Consider the following 15247-nt stretch of genomic DNA (forward strand, 5'->3'; position numbering starts at 1 on the left):
GGCCGCTCCGGATCATTCGAAGGCGACCGCCGGCGCGGATGGGGCGAGGGATGGCGCCGCAGCAGGCTGAGGGTCGATGCTTACGGCATTATGCGCTCCGTGTTTGAACTGGGCTTTGCTTGCGCCGGCGATTGTATGTCGAATTGTTGCAAGACTTGACGGAATGTAAGGTGAGGCCGGGCTGCGGCGAAATGCCAGGCCAGTTGCTGCGCGCGCTGGCGGTAGGACGGCGTGGCCAGCATGCGCCGCAGCAGCGGCGGCAGCTGGCCGGTTTCGATGTGGCGGCGGCGCAGCGTGGCGCCGGCGCCGTAGGCTTCGATATGCCGCATCGCCAGCAGCTGATCCATATTGGACGGGATGCCGATCACCGGCCGGCCCTGTTCCAGCGCTTGGTAGCTGGTGGGGCTGCCGCCGTTGCAAATGACCAGGTCCGCGCGGGCGGCGGCGGCCTCGCCGGGCAGGAAGTCGGCGCTGAACAGGCCGGAGCGTTGCGGCAGCCGCTGGCGGCGGCCGGTGCTGGCGATCACTTGCAGGCCTTCGCCCAGGAGCTGCTCAATCAGCGTGGGCAGCAGGGCCAGGTTGCCGGAAGAGCCCAGCGACAGGTAGACGGTGGGACGGTCTTGCAATTGCGGCCACCAGTCCGGCAGCGCGCCGCCGGGCGACCAGGTGACCGGGCCCAGATAGCGGTGGTGGGCGGGCAGCGGATCCAGCGGCACCAGTTCCGGGGAATCGTAGTAGAGCACTTGATCGCCGTGGCTCCAGGCCTCGAAGCAGTTGGCGAAGGGCGCCAGGCCGTAATGGGCGCGGGCGCGGTTGAGCGAGCGGGCCAGCAGCCGGGTGGCCAGCGGGGTGATCCAGCGCATCAGCGCGGGCATGACGGGCAGGCGGTGCAGATTGATCTTGGCCAGTTCCGGCACCGGCAGCGGCTGCGGCCGGCGGTAGGGGCTCCAGTAGGCGTTGATCAGATTGATCAAGGGCTTGCCGGAGAGCGCGGCGCTGATGCCCAGCGAGTGGCGGAAGTCGCCGACGATGATGTCCGGGTCCAGGCGTTCGATCAGGCGCAATTCTTCTTCGACGTAGGCGATGATTTCCTCGCGCCGGTACAGCGGCTTGCCGTTGTCCACGGCGTCAAGAAAGTCTTCGCAGCTCTTGGTGATCAGCGGGTGGTATTGGATGTCCTGGCGTTGGTAAATATGATCGAAGCGCGGCGCGGCGGCCAGGTGGATGTCGTAGTCCGCTGCGGGCAGCGCGGCGGCCAGGGTGTAGGGGCGGGCGACATGGGCCAGGGTGACGGCCTCGCCGACGAAGAGGATTTTCTGCTTGCGTGGGTTCATGGCGGTTTTCGGGGGATGGGGGGCGATGCCGCCCGGCGGGGCCGGACGGCGCGGGGCGGGCCTTAGAACGTGTTTACGATCTCGCGAGCTAAGGCGAGACAAGGCGTTGCGGCTGAGAAAGCGGAATGTACGCGTGGTACATGAGCATTTCGAAGCCTTTTTCAACGCTGTATCGCCGACGCGCAGCAGATCGTAAACAGGTGCTTAGCCTTTGTGGACCTGGACACGCCACAGCTCGCGTCCGCGCGAGGCGCGGGTCATCGCGCGGCGGCCGTGCAGGCTGTTGTAGTTGTCTATCAGCGCCAGGTCGCCGTCGTGCCAGTCGTGCTCGATCAGGTTTTCCGGCGCATAGGCCCGTTCCAGCAGTTCCTGCACCAGGTTGGGATAGTCGTCGGCGCGCTCTTCCACGTCGACGAAGAACTTCTGCAGTTCGGAGTTGCTGTTTTCCTGGAAGCGCAGCACGGATTCGCCGGTGTCCGGGTGGGCTTCCACCAGCGGGTAGACGCGGGCGTCGCCGCCGAAATAGGTGAACTTGGTGTGGTAGCGGATTTCCAGCCGCTCCCATTCGGCCAGGGTGGCCACCGGCACCTGGCGCAGGATGTTGCGCGCGTCCACCAGGGTGGTCTGGCCTTCGCCGTGCTGCGGCGCGGTCTTGCAATACAGCGCGAACAGGCTGGCGCTGAAGCGCGGATTCTTGCGCACGAACGCATTGTCGGCCGGCAGCATGCTCAAGTCCCAATGCAGCGGCAGCTCCTCGAAGGAGTGGACGAAGCCGTCGGCGTCTTCCTCCGGCTTGACCTTGTGCACCGCGCCGAACTGCCAGATATACGGGGTGCCGAACTGGGCGCTGAAGTCGATCAGATTGTCCTCGTCGGCCACGGCGAAGCCGCGCAGGGCGACGAAGCCGAACATTTGGGCCAAGCGGGTCAAGGCCGGGCGCGGCAGCGACAGGCAGTTGGCGCCGGGACGGCGGTTTTCTATCAGCAGGCCGAAGCGGCCGGCCCGCATCACCGATAACTCGCAACCTTCCCATTCCGCGCCGGCCTGTTCCAGATAGAGCCAGGGCTGCCCGTCGAAGCTCACCGCCTTGGCGCGGCGCGCGTCCAGCGCCTGGCGCTTGGAGACCAGCTCGCCGTGACCGGCCAGGTTCAGCAGGTAGACGCGGTGCCAGGGCAAGGCCGCCTCGGCCTGGGCCGGAGACAGGCGGATGGGGAATTTGCCGCCGGGCGCGCCGGATTGGTGGATGGTCAGCCGGATGGCTTCCGGGAAGTGCTCGGCCAGCATCGCGTCCAGCGCGATGCCGCGCCAGGCCAGGCGCCGCGCGCGCTGCGGCCAGTCCTCGGCCTCGGCGATGCCGCGCGCCGCATTGTCTTCGCGCAGCAGGCCCAGCCATTGCGGCTGGCGTCCGGCCTGGTTTTCCGGCAGCGGCTGGGAGAAGTCCGCGGCCGCGGCGGGCAGGTAGCGGCGCAGCACGCTTTCCGCGCGGTCGCGCTGGCGGTCGAAGCCGGGCTGGATGCTGGCGTAGTCATGCCAGCGCAGCACCGGGCTGGCGTAGAGCGCGCGCAGCCGGCGGTGGTAGTCGTTGGCGGTGTCGCGCGGGATGTCCAGCAGATCGTGGAAACTCAGGCCGTCGCTGAACAGTTCCAGCGCGCAACCGGCCGGGTAGACGCGGCCGACGGCGCGGCACAGCCGGTCCAGCCGTTCCAGCGCCGCGTATTCGGCGTAGTCGGGGCGGTCGGACGCGGTCTTGTCGCGGGTGTTGGGCGATTTCAGCGGAAAACCCGGCAGCAGCAATTGCAGCGGCTGTTGCCGGCGCACGAAGCCTTCCACCTGGACGCTCAGCGCCTGGCGGTAGGATTCGCGCTGCGGGTGGTCGGCCTCGCCCTGGAAGGCGTCGAGCAGAATGGAAACAATGGAAGCGACAATAGGTTCGTTTTGCATGGCGATACTCGAAATGAACAATGAAAGGCGGGGCTTCAGGCGGCGGTGGCGATGAAGTGGCTGGGCCGGCCGTCGACAAAGACCAGCGCGGACTGGTTCTCGTCGATGTCGCTGCGTTTTTTCAGCATCACGCCGTGCTCGTGCTTGATCGCGGCGGCGTGCCAGGGCGTCAGCCAGGCGTCGGTGCTGTCCACCAGGCGCACGCCGATTTTGGCGGAGACGCGGAATTGCGGATGAATGGACAGGCGCAGGCTGTCCGGAAACGCGCGCTCCAGCAGCCGGCTCCAGGCATTGCTGCGCTGGATCACCCGGTAGGCGTTGGCGCGCGCCATTTTCTGCAAGCTGGTCTTGCTGTGGCCGGCGAAGCGCGGCATGCCTTGCGCGTCTTCGAACAGGAAACGGGTAATGCCCTGGTACATCGCGCGCATCGCCGGTTCGTCCTGGCATTGGCGTTTGATCTGTTCGATGGAGTCGCTGTAAAGAATCAGCAATTCCTCGCGCTGGGAATCCAGATCGCCGATATAGCTGAAGTGGTCTTTCAGATCGTAAAAACGGAAGCTGTCGCCGTGGCGTTGCCGCGCGTAGCGAATCAAGTCGTCCATATAGGCGGCGACTTCCGCGTCCGGGATATACACCACGTCGGAAAAGCAATAGCCGTCCGAGCAAATGGCGACTTGAGCGCCCGGCGGGTAGATGCTCTGAATGTCCCGGCAGAGTTGGTGCAGATTATCCAGCGCGTGGCGTTCGGCCAGATCGGGCATGGCGCCCAGAGTTTTATTGCGGTTGGGCGATTTGCCGGGAAAGGCCGGCAAAATCATTTGCAGCGGCTGACGTCGGCTGACGGCGGCCTGAATCTTGGGCAGGTGAGGGGCCATTTCCGCGGCAAGGTCCTCCGGCGCGGCAAGGTCTTCCGGGTGGACGCGGCGCAGCTTGAAAACCCGTTCCAGTATTTGCCGGGCGAGATCCGAGGCGGAAACTCCAAAAGGGTGAAAAACAGGGTCGACAATGGCGTTCATGGTTTATCTCAAATGGTTGTGGAATCAAAAGCGATTGAATTGCGACTGGCCCGCGTTCATGCGCGGGCGTTTCACTTATCGTTATGTGATAACCAAAATAAAAATGATGGAAAGAACAGGTTTAGCTTCAGTTAGCGCGGCCATTCTATGGCAGATGTCGGGAGCGGGCGAACAAATTAGCCGCTATAGGGTTATGAGCAATCGTTATATTGATATGGCAAAGGGATTGGATGAATAAAGGCGGATGGAAATTTTATTTGTTTTAGGTGGGTTTTTATTCAATGGGGCGGTGTGAAAATTGTAAATGCGATTGTGACGGTTTGTGATGTCTTATTTGTTTTAATTTGGATTAAATTTAAATTTGTCTTTATATGACAAGATCTTATTTGTCATTTTTGCAAATGAGATTCATTCCTATTTGTAAACGACGGGAGACCGTCGGAGACTGTGAGTTTTCCCATGCAACCACGTTGCGGCGCTGCGGTCGCGGCGCCTGTCCTGCGGCGCGCCGGCGCGGGCGGGGCGGGTGAAAACTGTATGATTCACGCGACAGATGCGGCGCGAGATGACGATGAAGCGCGGCGAACAAACCCCGGATGCTGCGTTGCGCCGACTTGTCGTACTCAAGATCCGCCGCGTTTCAGAGCGCCGCGCCGCGGATGGGCAAAGCTGCGTCTTCCGCCGCAGGCCCGGCCCGTGCCGGCCGGCGGGGCTTTGGGCCGGCTTTCGGCTGCAATCCAAGCGGGTGCGGTATTCCTTTGCGAACATGACATTTTCGTTTTTTAAGCTTCAAAGCCATGTTTGACTAGTCAACAGTCGTGGTTGCTGTCATTCTTTTGCGTTTCGATTACGACTGCCTGTCGTAGCGACAGCAGGCCGCCGGCTGGCCGCAGCGAGCCGAAAGCAATGTCGCCGAGCAGGCGCACTTGAGACAAAGAGATGGAAAAAAAGCAAGAAAGCCAAGAGCTTAGGCGCACCTTGCAGGCGCGCCACCTGTCGATGATCGCCATCGGCGGCTCCATTGGCACCGGCCTGTTCCTGGCCTCCGGCGCCACCGTGGCGTCGGCCGGCGCCGGCGGGGCCTTGATCGCCTACGCCCTGATCGGCCTGATGGTTTACTTCCTGATGACCAGCCTGGGCGAAATGGCCGCCTTCATGCCGGAATCCGGCTCTTTCCAGGTATACGGTTCGCGCTTCGTCGATCCGGCCTTCGGCTTCGCCCAAGGGTGGAACTACTGGTACAACTGGGCCATCACCGTGGCGGTGGAGCTGGCCGCGGCCGCCATCATCATGCATTACTGGTATCCGGCGGTGCCCGGCATCGTCTGGAGCGCCGGCTTCCTGTTGATCATCTTCGTGCTCAACTATTTCTCGGTGAAGGGCTTCGGCGAGGCCGAGTTCTGGTGCTCGATGCTCAAGGTGGCCACCATCATCGCCTTCATCGTCATCGGCTTTTTGATGATCTTCGGCATCATGACCGACCCCAATCCGCAGCGCATCGCGCCGGGTTTGTCGGTGATGCAGCAGGGGCAGGGGCCGTTTGTCGGCGGCCTGGCCGCCTTTGTCGGCGTGGCCATGATTGTGGGCTTCTCCTTCCAGGGCACCGAGCTGATCGGCGTCGCCGCCGGCGAATCCGCCAATCCGGGCAAGACCATCCCGCGCGCGGTGCGGCAGATCTTCTGGCGCATCCTGATGTTCTACATGCTGTCCATCCTGATCATCGGCCTGATCCTGCCGTACAACGATCCGCTGCTGCTGAAGAACGATATGAAGGACGTCGGCGCCAGCCCGTTCACCCTGGTGTTCAACCGCGCCGGCTTCGCCATGGCCGCCAGCCTGATGAACGCGGTGATCCTGTCCGCCATCCTGTCCGCCGGCAACTCCGGCATGTACGCGTCCACCCGCATGCTGTACACCATGGCGCGCAACAAGATGGCGCCCAAGCGCTTTGCCGAGCTGTCCAGCAACGGCGTGCCGCGCAATGCCTTGTACGCCACCAGTGTGATCGCCGCGCTGTGCTTCCTGACCTCCTTGTTTGAAACCAACGCGGTCTATCTGTGGCTGCTGAACTCTTCCGGCATGACCGGCTTCATCGCCTGGCTGGGCGTGGCCATCAGCCACTACCGTTTCCGCCGCGGCTACGTCAAGCAGGGCCACGATCTGGCGGACTTGCCCTACCAGGCCAAGTGGTTCCCGCTGGGCCCGCTGTTCGCCTTCGCGCTGTGTCTGCTGATCATGCTGGGCCAGAACTACGAGGCTTTCATCGGCGGCCATATCGACTGGAGCGCGGTGATCGCCACCTATCTGGGCATTCCGCTGTTCCTGGCGCTGTGGCTGGGCTACAAGTACAAGCACAAAACCCGGATGGTGGCGCTGGAAGAGATTGATTTCAGCGAGGCGCTGGTCAAGGCTCGCGCCTTGCGCCAAGAGAATAAGGACGGCAAGCTGGCCGCCGCCACGCGCTGATCCTCTGTGAATTCTGCCAGCCTTAGCGCGGCAGTTCGCCAACAGCCCGGCCATGCCGGGCTGTTTTGCGTAAGGGCTTGATTGTTTTGGATTCGGCGCCGGCCCATGCCGGCGCCGCGGACGCGTGCGGCGCGCCGGAACCGGGGCGGGGCGCCGCAGTCCGAGCGAGAGCCGGCTTGCAATACTGATGAATTGTGTAATATGGCGGCTGGCGCGGCGCCGCCCGCCGGCGTTCCCGATCTGAATTCGATGGCTTCGGAGTCATTCATGCAGTTGCTGACAATATTCATAACAAAGTTTCTGTTTGTGATGGCCGCCTTGCTGCCGATCATGAACCCTCCGGGCCTGGTGCCCATCTTCATCTCGATGACGGCGCGCAATACGCCGCAGCAGCGCCGCTACCTGGCGCGCCGCATCGCCATGTATTGCGCCTTGCTGCTGCTGGGCAGCATGTTCACCGGCGGCTATGTGCTGTCCTTCTTCGGCGTGTCCTTGCCGGTGGTGCAATTGTCCGGCGGCCTGCTGATCACCTTCGCCGCCTGGCGCATGCTCAACGACGCGCCGCCGGAAAGCAGCCCCACTTCCACCGACCAGCCCATCCAGGCGGAAAACCAGGACGCCCTGAAGCAGCGCGCTTTCTATCCGCTGACCTTCCCGCTGACGGTGGGACCGGGTTCCATCTCGGTGGCCATCACCATGGGCGCTTCCTTGACCGATACCGGCAAGGGCATCGTCAAATACGCGATCTCGCCGCTGGCCGGCAGTTTCGCGGTGCTGGTGTGCAGCTTGCTGGTCTATCTGTGCTACCGCCACGCCGACAAGCTGCTGCGCTATCTGGGCCAGACCGGCTCGGTGGTGTTCCTGCGCTTGTCCGCCTTCATCCTGCTATGCCTGGGCGTACAGATCATGTGGGACGGCTTCGGCGCCCTGATCACCCAGCTGGCGCAGGATGTGTTGCCGCATAAGTGAGCGGGGCGATTGGACATCTTTTGATGTGAGGCAAATGCCGCATCGGCCAAATTGAGCATACTGCGATTATGACAAATGTCTTAAGAACAGGAGTTTGCCATGGCCACCAGCGCTTTCTTCATCCCCTGCGTCAATCTGATGGGCGCGGGCTGTCTGCAACAAGCCGTTGAAACCATGCGCGGCTACGGTTACCGCAAGGTCTTGATGGTGACCGACGCCGGCCTGGTGAAAACCGGTCTGGCCGGCCGAGTGACCGAGCTGCTGGGCGGCGTCGGCATCGCCACCGTGCTGTTCGACGGCGTGCATCCCAATCCCACCACCGCCAACGTAGGCGCCGGCCTCGCGCTGTTGCGCGAGCACGGCTGCGACGCCGTGGTGTCCTTGGGCGGCGGCTCGCCGCACGACTGCGCCAAGGGCATCGCCCTGGTGGCAGCCAACGGCGGCAAGATCCAGGATTACGAGGGCGTGGACAAGTCCGCCAAGCCGCAACTGCCCTTGGTGGCGATCAACACCACCGCCGGCACCGCTTCGGAAATGACTCGCTTCTGCATCATCACCGACGAGAGCCGTCACATCAAAATGGCCATCGTCGACAAGCACACCACGCCGGTGCTGTCGGTCAACGATCCGGAAACCATGGCCGGCATGCCGGCCGGGCTGACCGCCGCCACCGGCATGGACGCGCTGACCCACGCGGTGGAAGCCTATGTGTCCACCATCGCCACGCCCATTACCGACGCCTGCGCCTTGAAGGCGGTGACGCTGATCGCCGGCCATCTGCGCCGCGCGGTGCGCAACGGCATGGATATGGAGGCGCGTGAGCAGATGGCTTACGCGCAATTCCTGGCCGGCATGGCCTTCAACAACGCGTCGCTGGGCTATGTGCACGCGATGGCGCACCAGCTGGGCGGGTTTTACGATCTGCCGCACGGCGTGTGCAACGCGGTGCTGCTGCCGCATGTGCAGGCTTACAACGCCAGGGCGGCCGGCCAGCGGCTGGCCGATGTCGGCGCGGCGCTGGGTGTGGAAGCCAGTGCCGAGGCGGCGATCGCCGCCATACGCCAATTGGCGGCCGATGTAGGCATTCCGGCGGGATTGACGCAGCTGGGGGTCAAGGAAGAGGATATTCCTGAACTGGCCGCCAACGCCTTGAAGGACGCTTGCGGTCTGACCAATCCGATCCAGGCCAGCCACGAGGAAATCTGCGCGATTTTCAAGGCCGCGCTGTAGCGGTAAAGGGCCGCGGCGATTCGCCGCGGCCTTCACGATCTGCTGCGCTGCGGCGATACGACGTTAACAACCCGCTCAAAATGCTTATGTGCCACGAGTACATTCCGCTTTTGCGCTCGTTTTCGCCTTGTCTCGCTCTAGCTCGCAAGACTTTGAACACAGCTTCCAATGGCGGCCCAGCCGCCTTTTTTTGACCATTAAATATCGTAATACGATATTTCTGACGACGCCGCACCGCCTCCGCCGCCAGATGAAATAAGGAGTGACGCAATGGACGCAACCATTCGCCTATTGCCGGTGAGCGAATACCGGCCGGGGCTTGATAACGCTTTTCTGATCGAGGAGACCTGGCCGAAGGGCTTGCCGCGGCAGGCGCTGGACGCCGCCCACTGGCTCAAAAGCGTGGCGCCCGCGCCCGGTTTGCTGAAATGGCTGCGCCAGGACGACCGTCATTGGCCCACTTTCTGCGAGGTGTATTGGGCCGACCTGGCGGCGAACCCGCAGCGCTGGTGGCCCTTGTGGAAGGCCAGCCGCCGCGGCGGCCTGGTGTTGCTGCACGCGGGCGGCGGCGACAAGCAGCCGGCGCAGGCCTTGGCGCAATTCCTGGGCGACAAGCTGGACGAGATAGCGCGCATCGAGGCCGGAGAGCTGGCGTCGCCGGTGTGCTACCGCGCCTTGCTGGATCATTGACCGCATGCCCGAGCCATCCAGCTTCTCCAAACAGGATTTCGAACGTCTGGCGGACTTCCGCTATCGTTTGCGCCGCTTCCAGCGTTTCAGCGAGGAGGCGGCCCAGCGCCACGGCATCACCATGCTGCAATACCTGCTATTGCTGCAGATCAAGGGCTTTCCCGGCCGCGACTGGGCCACGGTGGCCGAACTGGCCGAGCGGCTGCAGTCGCACCACCACAGCGTGGTGGGCCTGATCAGCCGCTGCGAGCAACAGCGGCTGGTGGCGCGCAGCCCGGGGCGGGACGACCGCCGCTGCGTGGAAGTGCGGCTGCTGCCCAAGGGCGAGGCGCTGGCGGAATGTCTGGCGCGAGAGCATCGCGAGGAGTTGCAGGCCCTGCGGCGGCTGGGCGATGTGCTGTCGCTGGATCATCTCTTGCAGCCCGAGGATTGACGCCGGCGCGGTAGCTTTTGCCATGGCGCTCTGGCATGATTTTGACATTGTTTTGGCGAGCGGAGATATCCCGTGAACATACTGTTGGTGGAGGACGATCTGGCATTGGGCGAGGCGCTGGGGCAGGCTTTGCGCCAGGCCGGCTTTCGCACCGTCTGGGTGAGGCGCTTGAAGGAGGCGCGCACCTTTCTGGCCGAGGAGCCGCAGGACGCGCTGCTGCTGGATCTGGGCCTGCCGGACGGCGAGGGCCTGCATTTGCTGCAGGAGTTGCGCGGCAACGGATCGACGCTGCCGGTCATCATCCTGACCGCGCGCGACGCGCTGGAGAGCCGGCTGGCCGGCCTGCACAACGGCGCCGACGATTACCTGGTCAAGCCCTTCGCGATTCCCGAGCTGCTGGCCCGGCTGCAGGCGGTGACCCGGCGCAGCAGCGGCTTCGTGTCGGCCAATTGGCAGATCGGCGATTTGTGCATCAACGCCGAAACCCGAGAGCTGTCGATGGGCGGCGCGGCGGTGGCTTTGTCGCCGTCCGAGTTCGCGCTGGTGTTTGAACTGGTGCGCAAGGCCGGCAAGGTGGTCAGCCGCGAGCACCTGGTCGAGCATCTGTGCTGCGAGTCCGACAACGCGCTGGAAGTGCATGTCCACAATCTGCGGCGCAAGCTGGGTTCGGACTGGATCCGCACCATACGCGGCGTCGGCTATCTGCTGCCCAAGCCGGCATGATCATCCCCTCGCTGGCGCGGCGCTCGCTCTACCGGCGGCTGTTATGGACCAGTCTGAGCACCCTATTGGCGGTGTGGCTGGTCCTGTTCGCCTGGTTTTATTGGGAAGTGACCCGGGTCGGTTCCGGCTATCTGGACGGCGATTTGCGCGGGCTGGCGCGCACCCTGGCCACCGTCTATAGCGCCGACATCAAGGAAAGCGAGCGCGCCCGCGTCGTCGATCAGTTGATCGGCCAGTTCGGCCACGGCTATAGCGAAAGGCCGCCGGTCAAGGACGAGCTGGCCTATCGCATCGTCGACAAGCGCCAGCGCCTGCTGGCGGTGTCCAGCGCCTGGCCGGAGCTGGAGCAGCCGCCCAGCGGCGGCGCGCCGGCCAACCAGGGGCGCTGGCGCATGCTGACGGCGAGCGGCGACGAGGTCCGGGTGCAGTTGGCGATCGCGCGCAGCTTCGTGCAGCGGGTGCAGGCCGAAATCCTGATCTTCTTCCTGCTGCCGCTGATCGCCGCGGTGCCCATCATCATGCTGCTGCTGCGCGTCGGTTACGGCCGCGCCCTGCAGCCCTTGGCGACGCTGGCCACCACCATCACCTCGCGCGATGTGCAATCGACGGCGCCGCTGGCCTGCGCCGACCCCGAATACCAGGAATTGCGGCCGGTGTTCAATTCCGTCAACGAGCTGTTGTCGCGGCTGGCGACCTTTCGCGAGGGCGAGCAGCGCTTCTTCGCCGACGCGGCGCACGAGCTGCGCACGCCGCTGGCGGCGATAGGCGCGCAAGTGCATCTGCTGGCGCGCGCGGAGTCCGAACAGGAGAGGGCGGCGCTGGCGGCCTTGCTGGACGCCAGCATAGGCCGCAGCGGCGAACTGGTGGGCAAGCTGTTGACGCTGTCGCGGCTGGACGCGGAATCGGCGCGGGTACTGCCGGTATCCTTCGATCTGGCGGCCTTGGCGCGCGCGGCGCTGGCGCGCCAGGTGCCGCGCGCGATGGAGCGCAACATCACGCTGGCCTACGACGGCGCGCAGACGGCGGCCTGCTGCGGCGACGCCAGCGCGATGGATAGCCTATTGGACAATCTGCTGGACAACGCCATCCGTTACTGCCCGGACGGCGCTTGCATCAATGTGGAAGTCAGCGAGGGGTTTTCCAATGTGAGGCTGGCGGTGCTGGACGACGGGCCGGGCATCGAGCCGCAGTGGCGGGATCAGGTGCTGAAGCGTTTCGTGCGCCTGCCCGACAATACCGTGACCGGCAGCGGCCTGGGGCTGGCCATCGTCAAGCGGGTGGTGGAGCTGCACGGCGGCAGCCTGCTGCTGACCGACGGCCTGCACGGCAACGGCCTGGGCGTGGAAATCCGCCTGCCGCGCTGCGACGCGCGGCCGGCTTGAGGCCGCCGCGCTCCCGCATCGCTTCATCGCTTCTCAGGGCGCGCTCTTGTCCGCGCCCTCCCAGCCGCCGCCCAGCGCGGCGATCAGATTGGCCGCCGTCAGCAATTGCTGGCGGCGCGCGCCTTGCACGCCCTGTTCCGCCTGCAGCTCCGCCAGTTGCGCGCGCCATTCCGCCTGACCGTCGCTGAGGCCCACGCCGCGCGCGTCGCGCTCGGCGCGCAAGCGGCGGCTGGCGTCCACGTATTGGCGCTGCCTGGCCTCCTGATCCGTTTTGGCGAAATGGGCGGAGGCGGCGGCGTCTTCCACCTCGTACACCGCGCGGGTGACGGCGCCGCGCCAGGCCGCGTATTGCTCGGCGGCGGCGGAGCGCGCGCGCTGGGCCTCGGCCTTGCGCTTGCCGGCGTCGAACAGCGGAATGTCCAGCTGCGGCAGCAGCGACCAGTTCAGCACCTTGCTGCCGCGCAGACCGGACCAGCTGCCGGCGCTGATGCCCAGCCCGCCGTTCAGGGTCAGCGACGGCCAGCGGGCGGCCTCGGCTTCGTCGATGCGCGCGCGCGCGGCGTCGTAGCGGGCCTGGGCCGCGCTCAGATCCGGCCTGCGCTGCAGCAGCCGGGCCGGCACGTCGCCGCCCACTTCCGGCAGCCTGAGTTCGCGCAGCGGACGCGCCGGCGGCAGCCCGCAGGCGTCCGGCATCTTGGCGGCCAGCTGGCACAGGCTGCGCTCCACCCGCTTCAGCGCGTCGCCTTGCTGAGCGACCAGGCGGGCGGCTTCGCTGGCCTCGCTGTCCGGTTCCAGCAGTTGCCGGCCGCTGGCCAGGCCGACGCGGCGTTTGGCGGCGACGCCGGCCAGCAGCCGCTGGCGCAGCCGCGCGGCCTCCTGGACCAGTTCGATGTCGGCGGCCAGCTCCGCCCGGGTCAGCCACAGTTCGGCGGTTTGCCGCGCCAGGCTCAGGCCCAGCGCGTCGAGGTCGCCGCCGCTGGCCTTGAGGTCGGCGCGGCCGGCGCGCGTCGCGGCGCTGACCCGGCCGCGCAAGTCCACTTCATAGCCCAGCGCCAGCCGCGTGCTGTAGCGGGTGCTGGGATTGGCGGTGTCTTCGCTCACTTCGCCCAAATCGAATTTGGACAGTTTGCGCCGTTCCACCGATTGTTCGAAGTCCAGCTTGGGATAGCGGTCGGCGTTGAGCACGCCCAGTTCGGCGCGCGCGGCGTCCAGCCGCGCCAGGCTGGCGGCGAGGTCGGTGTTGCCCTCGCGCACCGCGGCTATCCAGCGGCTGAGGCCGGGATCGCCGAAACCGTCCCAGGCCTGGGCGTCCGGGCCGGCGCCGGGCAGGGTCCGGCCGTAGCGTTCCGGCAGCGCCGGCGTCGGGCGCGAAGGCTCCAGCCCGGCGCAGCCGCCAAGCGCCAGGAGCAGCAGCAGAGCGATGGGGCGCATCATGGCTTGCCCGCCTTGTCTTGTCGGGCGATGCGCACCAGCACTCGCTGGCCGATGCGGATTTCCGGCGCGTCCACCAGCGCCAGCACGCATTCGATCACGCGCACGTCCTGTTTTTCATTGGGGTCGTCGTTGTCCGGGCGGTTGCCGAACACCTGGCCCAGCCGCAGCACCTTGGCCTTGTAGACCTTGGTTTCGTCCGCTTCCAGCGTCACCTCGGCCGCCTGTCCCGCCGCCACCAAGCCCACATAGCGTTCTTCCAGGTCGGCGCGGACGATGCGCGGCCCGTTGGGGGCGAACATGAACAGAGGCGTCACGTTCAGCGTGGAGGTGCCGTCGCCGGGGCGGGCCTGGCGGCGGATGATGCGGCCGGCCAGCGGCGCGCGGACCACGTGTTGATCCACTTCCAGCTTGCTGGCCGCCACTTGCGCGTCGGCGGTGGCCACCGCCGCCTGCTGGCGGGCCAGTTCGGACGCGCTGAGCTTGACCTGATCGCGGGCGTTGTCTTTTTCCTGCTTGGACACCACTTCGTCGCCGCTCAGCGCGGACACCCGTTGCAGCTCGCGCTGGGCGATGGCGTGCTTGACCTGCAGCAGCGTCAGCGCCTGCCGCGCCTCGTCGCGCTCCTGCTCGCGGACCTTCATCGCCAGATTGGCCTCGCGGTCGTCGATGCGGGCCAGCACCGCGCCGGGTTTGACCTCGGCGCCTTCTTCCACCGACACCTCGCGAATGATGCCGGCGCGCGGCGCGGCGATATTGATCACCCCGCCTTCTATGCTGACGCGGCCCTTGGCGATGGCGGCCCACGGCGATTGCTGGACCGGCGCGGGAGGCGGCGGTTCGGAGCAGCCGGCCAGCAACAGGCTCAAAGCCAGCAGCGGGCCCAGGCGCAGCGGGGTCTTGGGAATAGGGCTGCTCATGCTACCTCCATCGGCGTGTTATGGACGCGCAGGTCTTTGACCACCTGGCCGTCTTCCAGGGTGATGACGCGGTCGGCGTGTTTGATCAGGCGGTTGTCGTGCGACACGCCCAGCACCGTGGTGCCTTGTTCCTGGGCGATCTGGTGCAAGAGGTCGATCACCACTTGGCCGTTATGGCTGTCCAGCGCGCTGGTGGGCTCGTCGGCGAACATCAGCTTGGGCCGCTTGACCAGCGCGCGGGCGATGGCGACGCGCTGCTTTTCGCCGCCGGACAATTCCATGGGCCGCAGCTTGGCGCGCGGGCCCAGGCCCACCAGTTCCAGCGCCTCCTGGGCGCGCTTCTCGGCTTCCGGCTTGCTGATCTTGGGGCCGTAGTTCAGCGGCAGCAGCACGTTTTCCAGCGCGGTCAGCGAGGCGAACAGATTGAAGCCCTGGAACACGAAACCGCAATGCTCCAGGCGGAAGCGGCTCAACTCCTCGATGGAGCGCCGGGTCAGTTCCAGCCCCAGCGCGGTGACGCGGCCGGAGCTGGGCGGCAGCAGGCCGGAGAGCACGGACAGCAAGGTGCTCTTGCCGGAGCCGGACGGACCGATGATCAGGGTCAGTTCGCCGGGCAGGATGGACAGCGAGATATTGGTGAGCACGGTTTGCTCGGTTTTGCCGTTGCTGAACGAGCGGTTCAGGTTTTCGCCGACGATGGCGGGAGAGGCGG

13 protein-coding genes and 1 pseudogene are annotated in these 15247 nt (G+C 65.6%); 8 read left to right on the forward strand and 6 right to left on the reverse strand.

Annotated features, from left to right (window positions below; genetic code table 11):
• Positions 1–80: 80 nt before the first annotated feature.
• The 3 genes from AB1Z25_RS08965 to AB1Z25_RS08975 form a co-directional block, all read right to left on the reverse strand.
• Positions 81–1334 carry a glycosyltransferase gene (locus tag AB1Z25_RS08965; RefSeq protein WP_486637064.1) on the reverse strand — a complete coding sequence of 418 codons (1254 nt, stop codon included), beginning with the start codon at positions 1332–1334 and terminating at the stop codon, positions 81–83.
• 204 nt (positions 1335–1538) lie between these two features.
• Entirely contained in the window at positions 1539–3275 is a 1737-nt protein-coding gene (locus AB1Z25_RS08970; protein ID WP_486637065.1) for an isocyanide synthase family protein, read from the reverse strand.
• Between the two features lie 35 nt (positions 3276–3310).
• Complete coding sequence (locus tag AB1Z25_RS08975) at positions 3311–4291, reverse strand: isocyanide synthase family protein (protein WP_107799372.1); 981 nt, start codon at positions 4289–4291, stop codon at positions 3311–3313.
• Here AB1Z25_RS08975 and AB1Z25_RS08980 point away from each other — a divergent pair.
• From AB1Z25_RS08980 to AB1Z25_RS09015, 8 genes are all read left to right on the forward strand, one after another.
• Positions 4290–4529 (forward strand): hypothetical protein, encoded by a 240-nt coding sequence (locus AB1Z25_RS08980; RefSeq protein WP_146176642.1) that lies wholly within the window; start codon positions 4290–4292, stop codon positions 4527–4529. The two genes, AB1Z25_RS08975 and AB1Z25_RS08980, sit on opposite strands and share 2 nt — an antisense overlap.
• A gap of 701 nt (positions 4530–5230) precedes the next feature.
• The gene (locus tag AB1Z25_RS08985; protein WP_107799371.1) at positions 5231–6757 is read left to right on the forward strand and encodes an amino acid permease; all 1527 of its coding nucleotides are present in this window, start codon (positions 5231–5233) and stop codon (positions 6755–6757) included.
• A gap of 267 nt (positions 6758–7024) precedes the next feature.
• Positions 7025–7726: a MarC family protein gene (locus tag AB1Z25_RS08990; RefSeq protein WP_107801780.1), complete on the forward strand. Its 702-nt coding sequence runs from the start codon at positions 7025–7027 to the stop codon at positions 7724–7726.
• A gap of 99 nt (positions 7727–7825) precedes the next feature.
• Positions 7826–8956, forward strand: coding sequence for an L-threonine dehydrogenase (gene yiaY / locus AB1Z25_RS08995; protein ID WP_486637066.1), 1131 nt, complete (start codon positions 7826–7828; stop codon positions 8954–8956).
• 270 nt (positions 8957–9226) lie between these two features.
• Entirely contained in the window at positions 9227–9646 is a 420-nt protein-coding gene (locus AB1Z25_RS09000; RefSeq protein ID WP_107799369.1) for a DUF488 domain-containing protein, read from the forward strand.
• Between the two features lie 4 nt (positions 9647–9650).
• Positions 9651–10079 carry a MarR family transcriptional regulator gene (locus AB1Z25_RS09005; RefSeq protein ID WP_107799368.1) on the forward strand — a complete coding sequence of 143 codons (429 nt, stop codon included), beginning with the start codon at positions 9651–9653 and terminating at the stop codon, positions 10077–10079.
• Between the two features lie 72 nt (positions 10080–10151).
• Positions 10152–10802, forward strand: coding sequence for a response regulator (locus AB1Z25_RS09010; RefSeq protein WP_107799367.1), 651 nt, complete (start codon positions 10152–10154; stop codon positions 10800–10802).
• Positions 10799–12184, forward strand: a complete 1386-nt coding sequence (locus AB1Z25_RS09015) for an ATP-binding protein (protein WP_227108034.1) — start codon at positions 10799–10801, stop codon at positions 12182–12184. Before AB1Z25_RS09010 ends, AB1Z25_RS09015 begins: the two co-directional genes overlap by 4 nt.
• A 33-nt stretch (positions 12185–12217) precedes the next feature.
• On the opposite strand, the gene AB1Z25_RS09020 is transcribed toward AB1Z25_RS09015, so the two are convergent.
• From AB1Z25_RS09020 to AB1Z25_RS09030, 3 genes and pseudogenes are all read right to left on the reverse strand, one after another.
• The gene (locus tag AB1Z25_RS09020; protein WP_486637067.1) at positions 12218–13618 is read right to left on the reverse strand and encodes an efflux transporter outer membrane subunit; all 1401 of its coding nucleotides are present in this window, start codon (positions 13616–13618) and stop codon (positions 12218–12220) included.
• Positions 13615–14535 carry an HlyD family secretion protein gene (locus AB1Z25_RS09025; protein ID WP_227108037.1) on the reverse strand — a complete coding sequence of 307 codons (921 nt, stop codon included), beginning with the start codon at positions 14533–14535 and terminating at the stop codon, positions 13615–13617. Before AB1Z25_RS09025 ends, AB1Z25_RS09020 begins: the two co-directional genes overlap by 4 nt.
• Positions 14532–15164 (reverse strand): annotated as a pseudogene (locus AB1Z25_RS09030) (ABC transporter ATP-binding protein); the annotation flags it as partial. The gene AB1Z25_RS09025 and the pseudogene AB1Z25_RS09030, both read right to left, overlap by 4 nt.
• Between the last annotated feature and the right edge of the window lie 83 nt (positions 15165–15247).

The organism is Chromobacterium sp. HL1, from assembly GCF_057418835.1.